Below are 18,129 nucleotides of genomic sequence, written 5' to 3'. Positions count from 1 at the left end.
CTGGTGGCGCGATGATCCGGCTGGAGCTCGCGGGCATGCATACGCGGTTGCACTCGACGTTGTGCGGCTCGTGCCCGCAGGGCCCGACGGGCTGCTGCGCCAGCCCGCCTGGTGTCGAGTGGTCGGACATCGGGCGGATCGTCTCGCTCGGCGGCGCTGGCTGGCTGCTCGATCAGATGGCCGCGGGCACCCTGCGCCCGGGCCAGCGCGGCCTGCTCATCCAGCGGGTCGAGCCCCAGGGCAGCGATGGTGGAGCGCTCCCCAAGAGGTGCGCTTTCCACGGTCATGAGGGCTGCACCATCCCCCCCGAGCGGCGCGCGGCGACGTGCAACTACTATGTTTGCGATGACGCCTTCGCGCACGGGGGCGAGCCTCGCGGGGCCCCTGAAGCGCTGGCCGGCCGCAAGGCGCATGACGCGCTCGTGGATCTCTACGGGAGCTGGGATCTCGAGCTCGCCGCCCGCATACGCGAGCGCTGGCCCGACGGCCCTCCGTGGAACCTCGATTTCCTCGACTGGCTCGGTCGAGAAGTCCGCCGCCTCGCCGCCAAGGCAGGTTCCTCCATGCGTGTCCTCCGGGCCGGCCCCTGAAGTATCCCCTCGAATTTGTCAGGGGAATTCAAAGGGAGACGGGGAGATCTAATTGGAGGGTATCGTGCTGATGTCCTGACGCCGGAGCGCGACGGTGCGCTCTACGACGTCCGACGCGGAGAGCTGCAGGAAGATCGACACGTCGACCCAACCGGCCCTGGACACCACGACGACCTGCATCCCTTGAGGCAGCTCGACGCTGAGGGGCGTCTTGCCGAGCATGGTCCCGTTCCAGCTCACGTTCGCGTCCGCGGGCTCGCTCTTGATGGTGACCTTGGCCTTCATCAGGCCCGGATCGAGCGCCGTCGCAGCCGTGGACACGGCAGCAGGCTGCTCCGACGCGACGGGCTCCACCGAGCGCCCGCGGAACATCACGAAAGCCCCCGCGGCGAGCAGCGCGACCACCCCGAGCACAGAGGCGAGATACCCACGCTGCCGCCAGGACGAGACGCGCCCCACCGTCGCGCCCAGGCTGCCGGGATCGACGGCCGGGGGCTCGTGATGATGGTGGGCGGGGAGGCTGTGGCTGTGATCGCTGAGGAGGGGTAGACCGGCCGCGGTCGCCGAGGGCCACATCGAGCGGTTCATCCCCATGACCATCGAGGCGCGGGGGAACTCTCCGACCATCGAGGCGCGGGGGAACTCTCCGACCATCGAGGCGCGCTGGATGTCGCCCGCGACGTCCAGCGAGCTCAGGTACTCGAACTGCGCGGTGACCTGCTGGCGCACGAGCGCCCGGCTCTCCGCGAACATCTCGAGCACGTGCGCGCCGAGCTGCTCCGTGCGGACGTCCTCACCCGAGCCCCGCAGATAACCCTCCAGCGCGTCGCCCATCTCCTGCGCGGTGGCGAACCGTCGATCGGGATCCCGCTGGAGGGCCCTCGCCACGATCTCGTCGAGCGCCGGATCGATGTCCGGCACGACGGTGGAGAGCCGCGGGATGTCCCGCGTGAGCAGCTGGTGCATCACGGCGACGTGGTCGCCATCGAACAGCCGCCGCATCGCCAGGAGCTCCCAGAGCACGATGCCGATGGCGAAGATATCGGCCCGCCGATCGACGTCGCCGCTCGCCATCGCCTGCTCGGGCGCGGCGTAGGCCATCTTGCCCTTGAAGGTTCCGCTCTCCGTGTGCGCCGCGTTGAGGGCCGCCTTCGCGACGCCGAAATCGACGATCTTCACAGCTCCGTCGTACGTGACGAAGATGTTGTGGGGCGAGACGTCGCGGTGCACGATGCCGAGCAGACCGCCATCGAAGTCCGCGAGCTCATGCGCGTAGTGCAACCCGCGCAGCGCCTCGGCGATGACCCTGACCCACGCCCCCCGCGTGAAGCTCGCGGCGCCAGGACAGCCGCTCACCACCGCCCTCACGACGTCCTTGAGCGGCTGGCCCTCGAGGTACTCCATCACGATGAAGTACCCGCCGCTCTCGCCCCCGATCTCGTACGTCTGAACGACGTTGGGGTGATTGAGCCGGGCCGAGAGCTTGGCCTCGTCCAGGAACATCAGGACGTAGCGCGGGTCATCCGCCATCCCGACGCGGAGACACTTCACAACAACGAGCTTGTTGAACGACCCGGGCCCGCGGGAGACGGCCAGAAACACATCGGCCATCCCACCACGACCCAATTTTGCAATCAGGCGGTATCGACCAAGCAAGCTGTTGCTCGCTTGCTGGGTCGAAGAGATGGTTTGGCCGCCTGAATTCACGACATCCCCCGCTATAAGAGCTTAATTAGCCCGTTGACCTGGAGTTTGCAAAGACTTTTACGCCTGGAAACAATCCGCGCCCCCTGTAGACGCGTGCCGCGTTGCTCCATCGCCTGACCAGCCATCATGGTGTCCTGGCGCAGCGCTCCATCGCCGGATTGCTGCACAAGGACACCCCTCCCGGGTCGCAGATGTCATGGTCCTAACGAAATGGCCCCCGATCGAACCGGCACGCACGTGACCACACACACCGGGTGCTCCTGTCGGCACACCCGGTGTTCCGCCACCGCTCCATTGTACACCAGGTGCTCCAGGAGCGGTGGAACTGGATGCGTGTCGCAGGTCGATCCTCGAGACCCTGCTCGGGTCGCACGAAACCAGCGGAGCACAGGCCCGCTGGCACGAGAAGGGGCCAGTCAGTAATGGCGCATACATGTTCGGCGTCGAGGGCGGCGGCTCCTGGGCGGACCGGACGACCTCGGCCCTGCGGAGCCCGGGGGCTCCGCAGGAAATCGACGTCCGCCCTGCGCGGAGCTCTCTACCAGGCTGTCCTGGTCGTTCTGTGGAAGAGAGCTACCAAGGGTCCTGCGCCCAGAACCTGCGCACGACATCGAGCGTGGCGTCGAGCTGCTCGAAGTGCGGGAGACCCAGCGTGGGCGCGACGCGGGCGGCCTCCACGCGGGCGTTCTGCTGCGTGAGCTCGGCGAGGCGGTCGAAGCGCGAATACGGGTCACGGTCGTGGAGGATCAGCGTGGCGACGGGCAGGCGCGCATAGAGGCGCTGGAGAGCGTCGTTCGTGAACAGGGCACCGGCGATGAACGCGAGGGGGGCCCGGTGAGCCAAAGGCTCCTTCGACGCGCGGATGGCATAGTCGACGAGGCCTGGATCCGGCGCGCCGACGAAGCTCTTCTTCAGGAACCAGCGAATGCTGGGCGGCGCGGCCAGCACGCGAAAGAGCGCCTCCGCGGCGTAGGGGACGCGCGAGACGGCCCGGAGGAGGGCGCTCGCGCCGGGAGGCTCACGGCCGAGCCCCGTCGGGGAGATGAGCACGAGGCTGTGAACGATGCTCGTCTCCTCGCAGGCGACGGCGGCGGCGAACTCCGAGGAGAGGGAGAGCGCGATGACGTCGGCGCCGCCCGGCGCGCGGACCACGTCCGTGAGGAAGCGACGCAGCGCGGCGCGGTAGAGCTCGCGATCGTACACGCGGTCCGCTCGCTCCGAGAGGCCGAAGCCGGGAAGATCGAGCGCGTAGACCGGCCGCTCGCCGCGGAGCGCATCGAACAGGGGCGCCATCTCCCTGGACGAGGCGGCCGCGTCGACCCCGTGCACGAGCACCACGGGGCGCCCCGCAGCGCGGGCGTCCACGTAATAGGCGAGGCGCCCCGCGCTCCACGTGTCGACGTGCCGCACCTCCGCGTCGAGCGCAGGGGCGAGGGGCGCGCGCTCCGCGGGGCGGAGCGCGCCCGGCACGAGCCGATCGACGAGCCCATCGAGGCTCATCGCGCGTGCGCTCATCACGTCTCCCCCGGCGGCAGCATCCCCTCGTTGTCCGCGCGCTCGAGGTCGGCGATGCTCGGATTCCTCGGCGCCGGACGCGACTTGACGCCGCCGTCGCCGGGCCTCGCCTCCTGGCCCGCGTCGCTGCGCTTCTCGCGCTCTCGACGCTCTGCTTGACCGGCGATCTCCTGCGCTGCGCGCACCAGCCGGTCCAAACGATCCACCTCCAGCTGATGGCGAGATCCATCGGGACCACCGTGCCGATCCTCGAAACGGTGGTGCCCAGCGTCAGCGCGGCCATGAGACACCGTGCGATCAGGTCGAACTGTCATGCTCAGCTCCTTCCGCACGAGGTCAAAGCACGGACCGTGCCCCCGCGGGCCGCGGCCCCAGCAGCGCTCGTCGAGCCGATACCGGGCTGAACAGGCGCCAAGACGCCTCGAATGTGACCATTTGCCTCGGTCACCCTCGTCATCCCCTGATGGCAGGCCGCGATTCCCGGGCTCCGGACGTCAGCCGGCGACTTCGAGCTTCCGGCCGGCCGGCTTGTTGATGTCGGCGAAGAAGTCGTTGCCCTTGTCGTCCACGACGATGAAGGCGGGGAAATCCTCGACCTCGATCTTCCAGACCGCCTCCATGCCGAGCTCGGGGTACTCGAGCACCTCGACCTTCTTGATGCAGTCCTTCGCGAGGCGCGCGGCCGGACCGCCGATCGAGCCCAGGTAGAAGCCGCCGTGCTTCTTGCACGCCGCGGTGACGGCGGGCGAGCGGTTGCCCTTCGCGAGCATGACGTAGCTGCCGCCGTTCGCCTGGAAGAGGTCGACGTACGCGTCCATCCGGCCGGCCGTGGTGGGGCCGAACGAGCCGGAGGCGTAGCCCGCGGGCGTCTTCGCGGGCCCGGCGTAGTAGACCATGAACTCCTGCAGGTAGCTCGGCATGCCGTCGCCGCGATCGAGGCGCTCCTTGATCTTCGCGTGCGCGATGTCCCGCGCGACGATCATCGGGCCGCTCAGCGAGAGCCGCGTGCGGATGGGGTACCTCGAGAGCTCCGCGCGGATCTCGCTCATGGGACGGCGGAGGTCGAGCTTCACGACCTCGCCCTCGAGATCCGCGTCCGTCGTGTCGGGCAGGTACTTCGCGGGATCGGTCTCGAGCTGCTCGAGGAAGATGCCCTCGCGCGTGATCTTGCCGAGCGCCTGACGATCCGCGGAGCACGAGACGGCGATGCCGACAGGGCACGAGGCGCCGTGGCGCGGCAGGCGGATGACCCGGACGTCGTGGCAGAAGTGCTTGCCCCCGAACTGCGCCCCGATCCCCGTCCGCTGCGCGAGCTCGAGCACCTTCTGCTCGAGCTCGCGGTCGCGGAAGCCGCGCCCGCGCGCGTTGCCGTCGGCCGGGAGCGTGTCGAGGTAGCGCGCCGAGGCGAGCTTCGCGACCTTGAGCGTGTACTCGGCCGACGTGCCGCCGACGACGATGGCGAGGTGGTACGGCGGGCACGCCGCGGTGCCGAGCGCGCGGATCTTCGCCTCGACGAAGGAGAGCAGGCTCTCCGGGTTCAGGAGCGCCTTGGTCTCCTGGTAAAGATAGCTCTTGTTCGCGGAGCCGCCGCCCTTCGCCATGAACAGGAGCTTGTAGGCGTCGCCGTCCGTCGCGAAGATCTCGATCTGCGCAGGGAGGTTGTCGTTCGTGTTGACCTCCCGGTACATGTCGAGCGGCGCGAGCTGCGAATAGCGCAGGTTCTGCGCGCGGTAGGTCTCGAAGACGCCGCGCGCGATCGCCGCCTCGTCGCCGCCGCCCGTGAAGACGAGCTGGCCCTTCTTGCCCATGACGACGGCCGTGCCTGTGTCCTGGCACGACGGGAGCACGCCCCCCGCGGCGATGCTCGCGTTCTTGAGGAGCTCGAGGGCGACGAAGCGATCGTTCGACGAAGCCTCGGGATCGCCGAGGATCCGCGCGAGCTGCGCGAGGTGACCGGGCCGGAGGAGGTGGGCGATGTCGCGCATCGCCTCGCGCGCGAGCAGGGTGAGCCCCTCCGGCTCGACCTTGAGGAACGTCGAGCCGGCGGCCTCGAAGGTCGAGACATGGTCGCGGCTGACGAGGCGGTACGGGGTCTCGTCATGGCCGAGGGGGAGCATGTCCTGGTACTGGAAATCGGTCATCGTTCGGGTCTCCGGGGAAGCAGAGGGGCAGACACGCAGAGAGGAGAGAGGCAGAGCGGCTGCGGGTCCCTCCTTCTTTGCATGGCTCCCGCCCCGGGCTCAACACCCACCCAGCGTCGGCCGTCACGCGGGGAGCGCGCGCTCGACGTCGCCGAGGACGGCCGAGATCGACCGCAGGAGCGGCTCCCGGGCGCTCCGCAGGAAGAAGTGTCCGCCGGGGAACATCTCGACCCGGAAAGCCCCGCGCGTGTGAGGGCGCCAGCCCTCGAGATCGGCGCGGTCCGCGCGCTCGTCGTCGAGGCCCCCGAACGCGGAGATCGGACACTCGAGCGGGGCCCCCGGGACGAACGGCTCGACCTCGTTGACCGCGAAATCCGCGCGCAGGACAGGCAGGAAGAGCGCCAGGAGCTCCGGGTCGCGCAGCACCTCGTCGGGCGTGCCCCCCATGCGGCGGATCCGCTCCAGAAACTCGGGCTCGGGCAGGCCATGGAGCGGATCCGAGCCGCGAACGTGAGGCGGGCGCCGGCCGGACACGAAGAGGTGGCGCGGCAGCGGTGCTCCCCGGCGGCGGAGCTCGCGCGCGAGCTCGAAGCAGACGAGCGCGCCGAGGCTGTGGCCATACAGCGCGAACGGCTTCGTGAGCCATGGGTCGAGCGCGGTGGCGAGGGCCTGGACGAGCGGCGTGAGGCGCTCGAACGGCGGCTCGCTCATGCGCGCCTCCCGGCCGGGGAGCTTGAGCGCGCAGAGCTCCGTGTGCGCGGGGAGCTCGCGCCACCAGGCGCTGTAGATCGACGAGCCGCCGCCCGCATAGGGCGCACAGAAGAGTCGAAGCCGGGCAGCAGGGTTCGGCCTCGGCACGCCGACCCAGGGGTCGCGGCTCGGGCTGGGGGTCGTCATCACGGGGCGCTCAGCGTAGCTCGCCCCTCCGGCGCTCGCTCCCTACCATTTGCTGCCCAGGGCGACGCGGATGGTGGCGACCTTCCCCTGATCGAGGCCGAAGCCGAGGTCGTCGTCGAGCGCGACAAGCGCGCCGACGCGGGTGAAAGAGCCCTTCACGAGCGGCTCCCAGCCGACGAACGGCTCCGCCGCGAGCTGGGCCGAGTTGCTCGAGGAGAGAGGGAACGCCGCCTGAAGGCGCATGCCGATGCCAAAGTTCCCGAACGGGCGGAACTCGATCTCGTTTCCCTGCTCGATCACGGTCTTCGTGTCCTCCCCGTCCCGGGTCGGAAAGAAGACCTGACTCGCGAGATCGTGAGTGAAGAACAGGACCTTGCCGACGTTGATCTCGGTCCCGACGCGCGCCCGGAAGGCCCAGTGCGCGAGCAGCACGCGCTGCGCATCGAAGTAAGCCCGCGCGGGGAAGTTCGCCACCGACGCGACCTCGAGCTCCGCGCCCGGGTGCGGGTGGAGCGGGATCGTCAAGCTCATGCCGCCGAAGAGCGCGAGGATGGGAAGGGCGTTGGCAGCGTAGTGGAGGCCGAACGTGGGATTGCCGATGAAGAACTGGCTGTATCCTGCGCCGCTCGTGAACCGCCTGCCGAACAGGTCTGTCGACTGGGGGCCCGAGACGTCGCCGTAGGCGAACGGGATCTCCGCGTCGAGGTGGAGACCCGCGAAGAGCTTGTACTGGGCGGCGGCGGTGATGGCGACGCCGAGCCGCGACGACTCCTCGACGGTGGCCTCTTCGCTGCCCGCCGCCGCGATCTCCCGCTGGTAAGACGAGCTGAGGACGTCGATCTCGAAGCCGAACCGGCCTCCCTGGCTCTTCGCCCAGCGCTCCTTCGTCTTGTCGGTGACGGGCTGCCGCGGCGCCGCCTCTTGCGCGACCGCGGGCGCGGCCAGGGAGAGCATGAGGAACAGGGTCCCAAGAGACGCTTTGGTCGTGCTCACCTGGTGTCTCCCATCTCGTTCTCGACTCGCGGGCAGCGCGGGTGATTGACCACCTTGTCGCACCGTCGCCGCGGCGTCGCACGGGAGAAGCCCCCATGACCGCGGCGATCGCCCGGATCAATGCAGCTCCAGCGCGCTGGATGCAAGCGTTTTGACCGTCGCGACCCTGCGACGCTCTGCGTCGGTCCTAGAAAGAGCCCGCGAGCTCGAGAGACGCCGGCGCGATCGTGAGCCTCACCGGAGGAGATGACGCGCGCTCTCCATCGCCGCGCTCCGGGCCCGCGCCAGCGACAGTGAGGTAGATCGAGATGCCGCCGGCGAGCACGGCGGCGCCCGCGAGCAGGTCGGTGGTGAGCGCGAGCGCCTCGCTCCTCGCCCGCGCTCGCTCGACGGCGCGGGCGTCGCCGGGATACCGATCGAGCTCCGCGTCGAGGTCCCCGGAAGCGCCGAGCGCGAGGACCCCGGTGGCGGCCGCGCCCACGGCGAGCGCGCCGGTCGCGAGCCAGGGGAACGCGGGCACGCTCCGCTGCTGGCGAGGCGCGCGGTCCATCCGCAGCGCGCCCGGCGGCGCCGGCGGCGGAGCCGGCGCGCCGCCCGCGCCCTCGCCGGGGCTCTGCAGGGCCCGCGCTTCGGGGAGCGCGATCTCGAGCCGAACGTGATCGCCGCCGGCCACGTCGACGACCCTCAACACGGCCGGGCGGCCCGGCGCCTCGGCGGCGATGCGGCGGCGCCCGGCGCTCATCAGAAGGGGCTCAGGGAGCGGCGTCTTGCCCGCCGGCACGCCGTCCACGGTGATCTCGACGTCCGGCGCCGAGGTCGAGATCTCCACCGTCGCGACGCGGCTCCGCAGGACGGCGATGTCCCGCTCCACCTCGGCCCGCCGGCCGCCCGGGATCCGCTCGCCACCGTCGGCGAGGTACCTCTCGAAGGCGCGCAGCGCGCAGGCGTAGTCCTTGAGCTGATAACACGTACCTGCGATATTGTAGAGCACCTGATATGCGGGCGCGAGCTCGTAGGCGCGGCGAAACTCGATGAGCGCAGCGCCATAATCCACCTCGTTGTAGAGCTCGACGCCTCGCCGGAAGCGGGCGTCGGCCTCCTCGGTCTTGTTACCGGCAGGCTGAGCGAACGCGCCGAGCGGGGCGCTGAGCACGATCGCGGCGCAGAGGGCGAGCGCTCTCGGGGTGTTCATCGGGCGTACGGGCTCTCCAGATCGATCCCCCGCTTCGGCTTCTGCTCGGCAGACGGCGGCGCGGGCGCGCTCGACGGCGGCGCGGGCGCGCTCGACGGCGGCGCGGGCGCGCTCGACGGCGGCGCCGTGGCGACGCTCACCGGGGCGCTCCGACCGATGGCGGCGAGCCTCCCTGGCTGCGCTTCCGGTTCGCTCTTCAACGCGAGGCTCAAGAAGAGATCGTTGCTCGCCGTGACCTTCTCTTCCTGCGCGAGGAACCCCGGCGCCTCCGCGCGGATGACGTGCGCGCGGCCATCCCTGGCGAGGCGGCCCTCGTAGGCGCCGGTCGACATCGGCGAGCCGTCGATGGAGACCGTCGCGTCGACCGGCGAGACGCGGACGACGAGGCGGATGGCCTCTTCCTGCTTCGGAGCGGGCTCCGCCGCAGGCCGCGCGGCGACCTGCGCCTCCTGGTGATCGCTCGCGGCGATCCTCCATGGCTGCGCGCGCAAGACCCCGACGCTCACGGCTCCGCCGATGGCGACGAAGGTGACCGCGATCACGACGATCGCGCGGTTCGGGCGCGCGGGGCGCTCCTTCGCGCCGGTCATGCTGACCGAGGGCAGCATCGAGCTCCCGTCCGAGGAGGCGCTGACCGCCGCAGGCGCAGTCAAGGTCGGCGTCATCGACATCGGACCGGCGCTCAGCTTCGGCAGGTCGGGCGTCAGCGTGACCCTCGGAGAGCTCCCGGTCCAGCGCACGCCGCGCAGCTGCTCCTCCACGACTTGCTTGATCCGCGCCCGGTCGTCCGCGAACTGGCCGGCAACGATCTCGCCGGCCTCCCGCGCGGACATGCCCCGGTGGCGCTCGCCGAGCCAGCGCTCGAGATCCGCCTGCAGCTCGGCCGCGGAGGCATGACGGTCCTCGAGCGCGGGCGCGAGCGCCCTCTGGCAGATCCGCTCGATCTCGGGGTCGAGCTCGACCCTGGACGCCTCTTCCGCGAGCCTTGGGACCTCTCCGATGGCGAGCCGCCCGAGGATCGCGAGGTCGTTGAAGCCCTTCCACATGCGCCTCCGGGCGATCGCCTCCCAGAGGATCACCCCCACCGAGAAGACGTCGGAGCGCCGGTCGACGCGCTCTCCGCGCGCTTGCTCCGGCGACATGTACGAGACCTTGCCCTTGAGCGTTCCGGTGCGCGTCTCCGTCAGCGAGTCGGCCGCCTTGGCGATGCCGAAGTCGACCACCTTGATCACGCCATCATAGGTGACGAAGATGTTCTGCGGGCTCACGTCGCGGTGGACGACGTGGAGGGGTGTTCCGTCGAAATCGCGCAGGTCGTGCGCGTGATGGAGCCCGGCCAGCGCGTCGCACAGGACACGAACCTGGAGCGGGAGCGGCACCTTGTCGTGCCCCATGCGGGAGCGAATGCTGCCGAGCGGCTGGCCGGCGAGGTACTCCATGGCGATGAAGAAGCGCGCTCCCTCGTCGCCGACCTCGTACGTCTGAACGACGTTCGGATGATTCAATCGGGCCGCGAGCCGCGCCTCGTCGAGGAACATCGCGAGGATGTCGGCGTCCTCCACGAGCTCGGGCCGCACCCGCTTCAGCACGACGAGCTTGTTGAATCCCACGGGGCCCTGGGCGACCGCGAGGCAGACGTCGGCCATACCTCCCCTGCCGATCTCGGCGATCGGGCGATATTTCCGCCAACCATTGGGATCGCTGGGAGCGCTCATTCGACCTGTGCCGGATCGATCCCCAGAGGGAGGCCAGCCCGGCCCGGAGAATGCCCGCGACCTGTTACCTCGAAGCGGCCGTCATGTGACGTTCTCGCGAATGCGATGGCCTGTCAGCGACGGTTTCGCCACGTCCCTGTCGGCCGGACAGCGCGGCCCTGCTTGACAGAGACGATTCACTTGCCATCGGGTGATTGCAATGAACCACGAGCGCAGCCCCGTCGATTCACCACCTGCCGCCGCCCTCGCGCTGGCCATGGGCGCGCTCGCCACCAGCGCCCTCGCGTGCTCGCTCATCATCGAGCAGCGGGATGTGCAATGCGCTTCCGACGCGGACTGCGCGCAGTTCGACGGCGCCATCTGCGATCGCACGGACAGCGTCTGCGTCCCCTCGTCGAGCGGCTCAGCCGGCGGCGAGGGCGGCAACACGCCAGGCGGGTGCGCGGCGGCCGACAAGCCGACCGTCGAGATCACCGGGGATATCACGGAGGATTTCACGCTCAGATGTGACAAGAAGTACATCCTCAAGGGCCAGGTGAACGTCTCGGCCGGGGCGACGCTGACCATCGAGAAGGGCACGACCGTCCTCGGCGAGACGAACCCGCAGGTCCCCGCGACGCTCGTGGTGCACCCCGGATCCAAGCTCATCGCCGTGGGCACCCGGGATGAGCCCATCGTGTTCACGAGCAGCAAGGCCCCGGAGGATCGCATGGCCGGCGATTGGGGCGGCGTCATCCTCCTCGGCAACGCGCCGACCAACCACGTGGACGCGAACGGCGCACGCACCCCGGGCCAGATCGAGGGGTTGACGAACAACGGGCGATACGGGGGCATCGACGAGAACGACTCGAGCGGCACGCTCAAATACGTGCGCATCGAGTACTCCGGCGTGAAGCTCGCGCCGAACAACGAGATCAACGGGCTCACCCTCGGCGGGGTCGGCAGGGGGACGATCATCGATTTCGTCCAGGTGAGGCACGTGTCCGACGACTGCTTCGAGTTCTTCGGGGGCACGGTGAACGCAAAGCACCTCGCCTGTCAGTACAGCGGAGACGACGCCTTCGACTGGGACCAAGGTTATCGCGGAGAGCTCCAGTTCCTCGTGGCGCAGCAGGACCCGAACGTCGCGGAGGAGACGAACGGGTTCGAGGGGGACAACGACCCGCTCGCGCTCACGCCGGCGCTCGAGCCTCGGAGCGAGCCGACGATCTACAACGCGACGCTCTGCGGGAAAGGCGTGGACGTGGGCAAGGAGCAATACGGCATCCTCCTCCGCCGATCGACGAAGGTGAACATCGCCAACACGATCGTCACGGGCTTCGAGTCGGGCCTCGACGTGCGCGACCCGGATCCCGAGCAGAACATAGCGAGCTCGATCTTCTTCAATCTGGTGAATGACCTCGCCTACGCCGAGACGAGCGACGGGACAGGCATCCTCCAGGACGACGACGGCGGCTTCGATGAGATCGCGTTCCTGAGCGAGCCCGATCGGAAGAATCGGGAGGAGGACCCGGGTATCCAGGGCTGCTTCGACCCGTCCGCGCCCGTGTTCGGCCCCGCGACGTCCCTGACGAAGGACGCGGTCGTGCCGCCGGACGGGTTCTTCGACGCGAGCGCCGCGTTCATCGGGGCGTTCAAGGATGCGAGCGATACATGGGCCACGTCGGGAAAGTGGGCCGTGTGGAGCCCGAAGTAGCGCTACGGTGGGAAGTCAGACCGAAAGCCAACGGCCATGACGCCAAGGACGCCAAGGACGCCAAGAGATCGGGGGAATAGGACCGAAGAGTGTCAGGGCGACGCGTCCACATCTCTCCTGGCGTCCTTGGCGTCATGGCGGTCGTTCTGCTGATCCGGCGCAACGTCCCGCAGGAGAGCTAGCGCGGGCAGCGCTCCAGGCGCCGGGCGAGGTTCCCGCGCTCCGCCGACTCCGCGCCCCCCCGAGCGCGCAGCGCGAGCGCGAGCGCGCGCGGGAGATCGAGGGCCGCGCCGCGCGCGCGCATCTCCAGATAGGACCGCTCGTAATCGCGAGGGACCCGCAGCGACCAGTTGTGGTCGCCCACCGTGCCGGGCGTGTTGTAGATCTCCTTCATCCCGAGCAGATCGGCGAAGAAGACCATCACGTTCGACGCCGGGCTGGCGAAGAGGTCGGCGATCTTGGCCTGCGCCAGCGCGCGAGGGTCGGACGCGAGCGCGCGCGCCATCGCGCCCTCCTCGGCCGGCGAGGGCGCGAGGCGCGTCGCCAGGTACGCCGCCTGCCGCCCCAGCGCGGCGTCGCGCTCCCAGGTGTCGAGGAGCCTCCAGAGCGGCGGCGTGTCGTGGGTCCCCACCATGATCCAGTCGGCGTGCGCGGCGTTCTCGCTGCGATAGACGTCCTTCGGGTTGTCGAGATCGGCCTTCTGCGTGACCCGGAAGCGCCCCAGCCCGTGCCTATCAAGGACGGCCCCGAGCGGGTACGGGAGCGTGCTCAGGACCTCGCACACGACGTCGGAGATGGCGCGCCCGCGGGCCTCCGCGCAGCGCGCGATCGTGTCGAAAATGACGCTGTAGCGCCCGACCTGCTCCGGAGACAGCGAGGTGACCCAGCCGTCGGCATACCGGGGCACGGCGCGGTTCAGCTGCCCGGGCGAGACGATGGCGTACCGCGCGAGCAACGGGTGCTCCGGCAGGTCGGGCGACGAGAAGAGCCGCGCCCCGCCCTGGACGGCGCGGAGCGGATCGGGGGCGTCGGCCGCATAGACCCAGGGGCAGACGAGCCCGTGCGGGTGATCGAGGCGCACCCCGTCGAACTCGTCGAACATCTTGTCCATCCGCGCACGGACGAGCGCGAGCCCGCCGGACGACGCATCCGCGTACTGCGCGGGATCCAGGACAGGGTAGCTCCACACCTGGCCCTCCGGGTTGGTCCGGCTCGGCGGCGCGCCCATCAGATACCCCCTGAGGAAGACCGATTGATAGGCCCAGGCATCCTGAGGCGAGTAGCCTATCTGCAGATCGCCGTAGAGCTTGAGCCCGAGCTCGGCCGTCACCGTCCGGAGCGCCGCGTGCTGCTCGTGCGCGAGGAGCTGGCAGAACGCGTAGAAGCGGAGCTCGTCGCGGTACAGGTCGAGGAGCGCTCTCCTGCGCTCCCGGCACGCGACCACCTCGCCAGGGCCAGGCGCATAGAGGCGTCGGTCCAGCTCCGGCTCGCCAGACCAGCCGTGAAACCAGCCGCTCCGGTGCTCGGCGCAGAGGGGGCCGTAGAGCCCGTCCCTCTCGAGCCACGCCGCGTTCCGCCGTGTGAAGGCGTCGAGGCGGCGCTCGAGATCGCCTAGCTCGCCAAGGTCGCCGGGCTCGCCGCGCCTCCGCCGGCCCTCGAACGACGCGTACGCCTCGCGGAGCGCGGCGCGCTGGGCGCGGTAGGCATGGCCGTGGTGCGCGCGAGCCTCGCTGCCAGGAGGCCGGCCGGCGACGATCTCCCGGAGCGACTCGGGGCGGAGGAGCGCGCCGGAGGGGCCGTCCTCGACCAGCCGGGCGAGCGCGATCGACAGCGTGCTCCGCGAGAAGATGGTGCCGTCGTACGGAGACGCGTTGTCGGCAGAGGTCTCCCCCTGCGGCCCCAGCTGGACGCCGTTGAAGCCGAGATCCCGCGCGAACCGGAGGAATCGGCGCCCCCCCTCGGTATTCGGGGACCCGCGCCCGATGTCCTCCGCGTCGTCCGAGGGAAAGCTCGGATCGTGGATCGCGAGCACGAGGTTGCGGATGCCCAGCAACCCGAGCGCGGCCTCGACGAGCGCCCGCTCGTCATCGCTCCATCGAGCCTCGGCCGGCGCCGCTTCGCCCCTGTCGTTCCCGACGTCCTTCATCGCGGCAAGGTATAGCGATGAACGGATCGGACCGCCAACGCGCAAGGCGAAGAGCCCCTCCTGCCTCGGTGATGTGATGACACCGCTGTACGGCAAACCCCGAATGCCGCTGTCAGGCCCCGAGGCGCGTGCCTGCCGCGACTCCCGATGTCGCGCTCGTGGCCTCCACCATCGGCAGCGTGAAGAAGAACGTGCTGCCCTCGCCCACCTTGCTCTCGACCCAGATCCGCCCGCCGTGCACCTCGACGAGCGCCTTCGCGATCGAGAGGCCGAGCCCGGTGCCCTTGTGGGCCGTCTCCTTCGCCTGCCAGTAGCGCTCGAAGATCCGCGCCCGCTGGTCCTCCGGGATGCCCGGGCCGGTGTCCCGCACCGAGAGGCGCACCTCCCGGCCCCACGGCTCGGCCCGGATCGCGACCTCGCCGCCGGCCGACGTGAACTTGATCGCATTGCCGACGAGGTTGGCGATCACCTGCAGGATCCGCTCGCGATCGCAGAGCGCTCGATCGACGCCGAGCTCGACGCTCTGCTCGAGGCGCAGCGACTTCTCCGCCGCCTCCTCCCGCAGGAGCTCGATGGCGTCGCCGAGCAGGCCTGCGACGTCGTGGGGCACCGGCTGGATCGAGATGTGGCCGCCGTCGAGCTTCGCCAGGTCGAGCAGATCGCGGATGAGGCGGTTCATGCGATCGGCCGCCTTCTGGATGCGCTCGACGGGGCGCCGCACGTCGACCGCCTCGTCCGCGCCCGGCAGCTTCCGGCGCAGGAGGCTCGTGTTCATGACGATGGTGGCGAGCGGGCTCTTGAGATCGTGCGACACCACCGCGACGAGCTCCTCCCGGGCCCGGATCGCCCGCTGCGCGCTCTCGTACAGCCGCGCGTTGTCGATCGCCAGCGCGGCCCTGCGCCCGAGATCCTCGGCGAGCGCCCGGTCCTCCACGCCGTACATGAGATCGTCGCGGCCGGACGCGATGGTGAGCACGCCGAGCATCGTGCCGCGCGTGACGAGCGGCACGGAGATGTAACGCCGGAGGCCGAGCTCCATGAGGAGCGCCTCGCTGGCCGACACCGGCGGCTCGCTCTCGTACGAGCCGCGCTCGCTCTCCGGGGCGAGGGGCGCGCCCGCGACCTCGCAGAGCGCCGCCTCGCCCGTCTCCAGCACGCGCGCGACGCCGGACGGGAGGACCGAGTCCATCGGCGTCTGGCCCTGCAGGAGGCGCGCGAGCTCGCTCTTCTGGGGATCGGCGTGGACGACGACCGCGCGCCGGAGCATCGCCTCGCGCTCGATGATGTCGACCATGCACCAGTCCGCGACGAACGGGACCGGCAGGCGCGCGACGCGCACCAGCGTCGCCTCGTAATTGAGCGAGCTCGAGAGCAGCCGGCTCGCCTCGGAGAGGAAGGCCGCGCGCCGCTGCGCCGCCTCCGCCGCCGCGCGCCCCGCCTCCGCGGCGGCGAGGTTCCGCGCCCGCTCGCGCTCGTTCTCGATCATGCGGGCGTAGAGCAGGCGGTGCACCAGCGCCGTGCGGAAGGTCGCCGTGAGCCGGCGCATCATGCCCCGGTACCGGGGCGCGAACGGGGGCTCGCTCTCGAAGCAGAGGAGGAGGCTGGACGCGCCGCTGTCGCCCTGCCCCTCCAGCGAAAAGTGCCACGTCACGAGCCCGGGCCGCGCGAGCTCGGGGTACGGCAAGGAGAGGCCCGCGCCCGCGCCGTTGGGCTCGCCCGCCCCGGCGGGCGAGCGCGGCGGGATGGGCAGCGCGCGCGAGCTCGCCGACAGGCCGGCGGCGTCGAGGAGCCGCGGGGCCCGCGGGGCCGGCTCGACGAGCACGAGCACGGCGATGCAGCTCAGGCGCTCGGCGAGCCGCTCCAGGAAGACCGCCATCGACTGGTGCGGATCGAAGAGGTCGAGCGCCGCGACCGTGAGCTCCTGGAGGACGCTGAGGAGCGCCAGCCGTTCCTCCTGGATCTCGTGCTCTTCGCCGCTCGCCATGACAGGGCTCCAACCGCTCCCGCGCTCAGGCCCCCAGGGCGAGCACGACAGCGGTCTTGTTGTGAAACTGCGGTACTCCCCGGCCCAACGTACCGACTTCTCCAAAGGTCAGACATCCCATCACCGGGACGCTCTCGCCGAGCTCGCTCTCGAAGGTGGTCAGCTCGTCGCGCACCGTGTCGCCGAGCATCATGCACCGCGAGATGCAGTCGAAGACGAACGCGCCGGCGATGGGCCCGGCCACCGCTTCGCGCGCCGTGGTCGCGGCCTCGCGCGCGGCGCCGACGAGGCCGATGGGGTCGCCCTCCATGACGCGGATGAGGCACCCGTCCGGGACCTCGCCGACGCAGTAGAGCCCCCCCGGCGAGACGACGCGCAGCGGGTCGCGGATGACGTGCTCGCCGTCGGCCTGCGGGATGCCGAGCGGGTGGGTCATGGCGAACGTGGCGAAGCCGTCGATGTTCACCTGATCCCCCCTCGCCCGCGCGGTGCGCTGGTAGACCGAGAAGGCGCCCTCGTACTCGAGCTCGGCGAGGACCGTGCCCTCGGCGCGGGTCACCATCGTGGGCGGGCCATACGGCCGGAAGCCGTGGCGGATGCCGGTCGCCATGCGCGCCGGCGAGTCGATCGCGACAACGACAACGCTGTCCGAGAAGGCGCTGCCGCCCGCGAACTGCGCGGTGCGCACGAAGCGGAGGTTGTCGCCCGCGCCGCCGCCGGCCCAGACGACGCCCGTCCCGCCGACCTCAACCGCGCCGCGCACCACGTCCGCCGCGTTGCCCGTGACCGCGTCCGGCAGCACGATGAGCGCGCGGCTCCACCCGGGGGCGACGGACGAGGGAAACCTCTCGAGGGCGCGCGAGGCGGCGAGCACGCCGGCGCGCCGCCCGTCCTGGCTCACCGGCTGCGCGACCCCGACGCCGACACGCACCGTCTCCGAGGCGACGAGCCCCACCACGAGCCCCTGCCGGAGCAGCCGGCTGCCGGCGAAGACGCCAGCAGTGCAGCACCCCGCCCAGGGGACGCCCGGCAGCTGGCTCGTCACGGCCGCGGCGAGCGCGTCGGCGTCGTACTGGTCCGTCGATAAGACGAGGGCGAATGCCGGTCGCGCCGCATGCTCCGTACGGGAAGACCCGCGGAGCGCCGTCGCCACGGCCTCTGAAGCAGCCTCTCTCGGATCCGCCGCGGAGCTCGCCCCGACAAATACCTGTGTCGCCATGTTCCCTCCCCCCCTCGGAATTTCGGCACTCGCGTTATACTGGAGATTCATCCGATCGTCACGGCGGGTGATTGTCTCATGATGTCATCCGTACAGGGCGCTCCCGTCCGTCGAGCGACTCACGATTTTCCCGGCGCGACGCTCCTTGCCGAAGAGCCAGGCACAGCCGTGAAGAGGCCTGCGAAGCGCTGATCTGCGAGGAGAGAGGGAGGCGCCTGAGACCGAGGGGGCAGGCCCCTCATCCTCCGATAAGACAACGCGCACTGCAAGCGCGGCAGACACGCCGGACACACTCGAGTCGGCCGTACAGGAGCAATCAGGGTCTTGCGCAAAA

Annotated in this window: 13 protein-coding genes; 2 read left to right on the top strand and 11 right to left on the bottom strand. The window is 70.4% G+C overall.

Annotation, left to right across the window (positions count from 1 at the left end; genetic code table 11):
* Positions 1 to 11 precede the first annotated feature (11 nt).
* Positions 12 to 590 (top strand): hypothetical protein, encoded by a 579-nt coding sequence (locus WMF22_RS01970; protein ID WP_438034657.1) that lies wholly within the window; start codon positions 12 to 14, stop codon positions 588 to 590.
* Positions 591 to 638: 48 nt separating this feature from the next.
* Here WMF22_RS01970 and WMF22_RS01965 read toward each other — a convergent pair whose 3' ends face one another.
* From WMF22_RS01965 to WMF22_RS01930, 8 genes are all read right to left on the bottom strand, one after another.
* Entirely contained in the window at positions 639 to 2,297 is a 1,659-nt protein-coding gene (locus WMF22_RS01965) for a protein kinase domain-containing protein (RefSeq protein WP_438034656.1), read from the bottom strand.
* 573 nt (positions 2,298 to 2,870) lie between these two features.
* Positions 2,871 to 3,812 (bottom strand): alpha/beta fold hydrolase, encoded by a 942-nt coding sequence (locus WMF22_RS01960; protein ID WP_437297444.1) that lies wholly within the window; start codon positions 3,810 to 3,812, stop codon positions 2,871 to 2,873.
* Entirely contained in the window at positions 3,812 to 4,018 is a 207-nt protein-coding gene (locus tag WMF22_RS01955; protein WP_157906384.1) for a hypothetical protein, read from the bottom strand. The genes WMF22_RS01960 and WMF22_RS01955 overlap by 1 nt, the downstream gene beginning before the upstream one ends.
* A 288-nt stretch (positions 4,019 to 4,306) precedes the next feature.
* Positions 4,307 to 5,953 (bottom strand): fumarate hydratase, encoded by a 1,647-nt coding sequence (locus tag WMF22_RS01950; protein ID WP_437297443.1) that lies wholly within the window; start codon positions 5,951 to 5,953, stop codon positions 4,307 to 4,309.
* A gap of 123 nt (positions 5,954 to 6,076) precedes the next feature.
* Positions 6,077 to 6,850, bottom strand: coding sequence for a thioesterase II family protein (locus tag WMF22_RS01945; protein WP_437297442.1), 774 nt, complete (start codon positions 6,848 to 6,850; stop codon positions 6,077 to 6,079).
* A 42-nt stretch (positions 6,851 to 6,892) separates the two neighbouring features.
* Positions 6,893 to 7,843 (bottom strand): hypothetical protein, encoded by a 951-nt coding sequence (locus tag WMF22_RS01940; protein WP_438034655.1) that lies wholly within the window; start codon positions 7,841 to 7,843, stop codon positions 6,893 to 6,895.
* A gap of 187 nt (positions 7,844 to 8,030) precedes the next feature.
* Positions 8,031 to 9,035 carry a PEGA domain-containing protein gene (locus WMF22_RS01935; RefSeq protein ID WP_438034654.1) on the bottom strand — a complete coding sequence of 335 codons (1,005 nt, stop codon included), beginning with the start codon at positions 9,033 to 9,035 and terminating at the stop codon, positions 8,031 to 8,033.
* Positions 9,032 to 10,750, bottom strand: a complete 1,719-nt coding sequence (locus tag WMF22_RS01930; RefSeq protein WP_438034653.1) for a serine/threonine protein kinase — start codon at positions 10,748 to 10,750, stop codon at positions 9,032 to 9,034. Before WMF22_RS01930 ends, WMF22_RS01935 begins: the two co-directional genes overlap by 4 nt.
* 199 nt (positions 10,751 to 10,949) lie before the next feature.
* Between WMF22_RS01930 and WMF22_RS01925 the strand changes: the two genes are divergently transcribed.
* Positions 10,950 to 12,446 carry a hypothetical protein gene (locus WMF22_RS01925; protein ID WP_437297438.1) on the top strand — a complete coding sequence of 499 codons (1,497 nt, stop codon included), beginning with the start codon at positions 10,950 to 10,952 and terminating at the stop codon, positions 12,444 to 12,446.
* A 178-nt stretch (positions 12,447 to 12,624) separates the two neighbouring features.
* Here the strand turns inward: WMF22_RS01925 and WMF22_RS01920 are convergent, their stop codons facing one another.
* The 3 genes from WMF22_RS01920 to WMF22_RS01910 all read right to left on the bottom strand — a co-directional run bounded on the left by WMF22_RS01920 (position 12,625) and on the right by WMF22_RS01910 (position 17,795).
* Positions 12,625 to 14,592, bottom strand: a complete 1,968-nt coding sequence (locus WMF22_RS01920) for a 4-alpha-glucanotransferase (protein ID WP_437297437.1) — start codon at positions 14,590 to 14,592, stop codon at positions 12,625 to 12,627.
* Positions 14,593 to 14,704: 112 nt separating this feature from the next.
* Complete coding sequence (locus tag WMF22_RS01915; RefSeq protein WP_437297436.1) at positions 14,705 to 16,576, bottom strand: sensor histidine kinase; 1,872 nt, start codon at positions 16,574 to 16,576, stop codon at positions 14,705 to 14,707.
* Between the two features lie 25 nt (positions 16,577 to 16,601).
* The gene (locus tag WMF22_RS01910; RefSeq protein ID WP_437297435.1) at positions 16,602 to 17,795 is read right to left on the bottom strand and encodes an FIST signal transduction protein; all 1,194 of its coding nucleotides are present in this window, start codon (positions 17,793 to 17,795) and stop codon (positions 16,602 to 16,604) included.
* Between the last annotated feature and the right edge of the window lie 334 nt (positions 17,796 to 18,129).

This window comes from Sorangium sp. So ce204 (assembly GCF_051526795.1).
In the GTDB taxonomy this organism is placed as follows: domain Bacteria; phylum Myxococcota_A; class Polyangia; order Polyangiales; family Polyangiaceae; genus Sorangium; species Sorangium cellulosum_B.
Note: the sequence above shows the minus strand (reverse complement) of the source record. Positions and strands in the feature narration are given on the sequence as shown.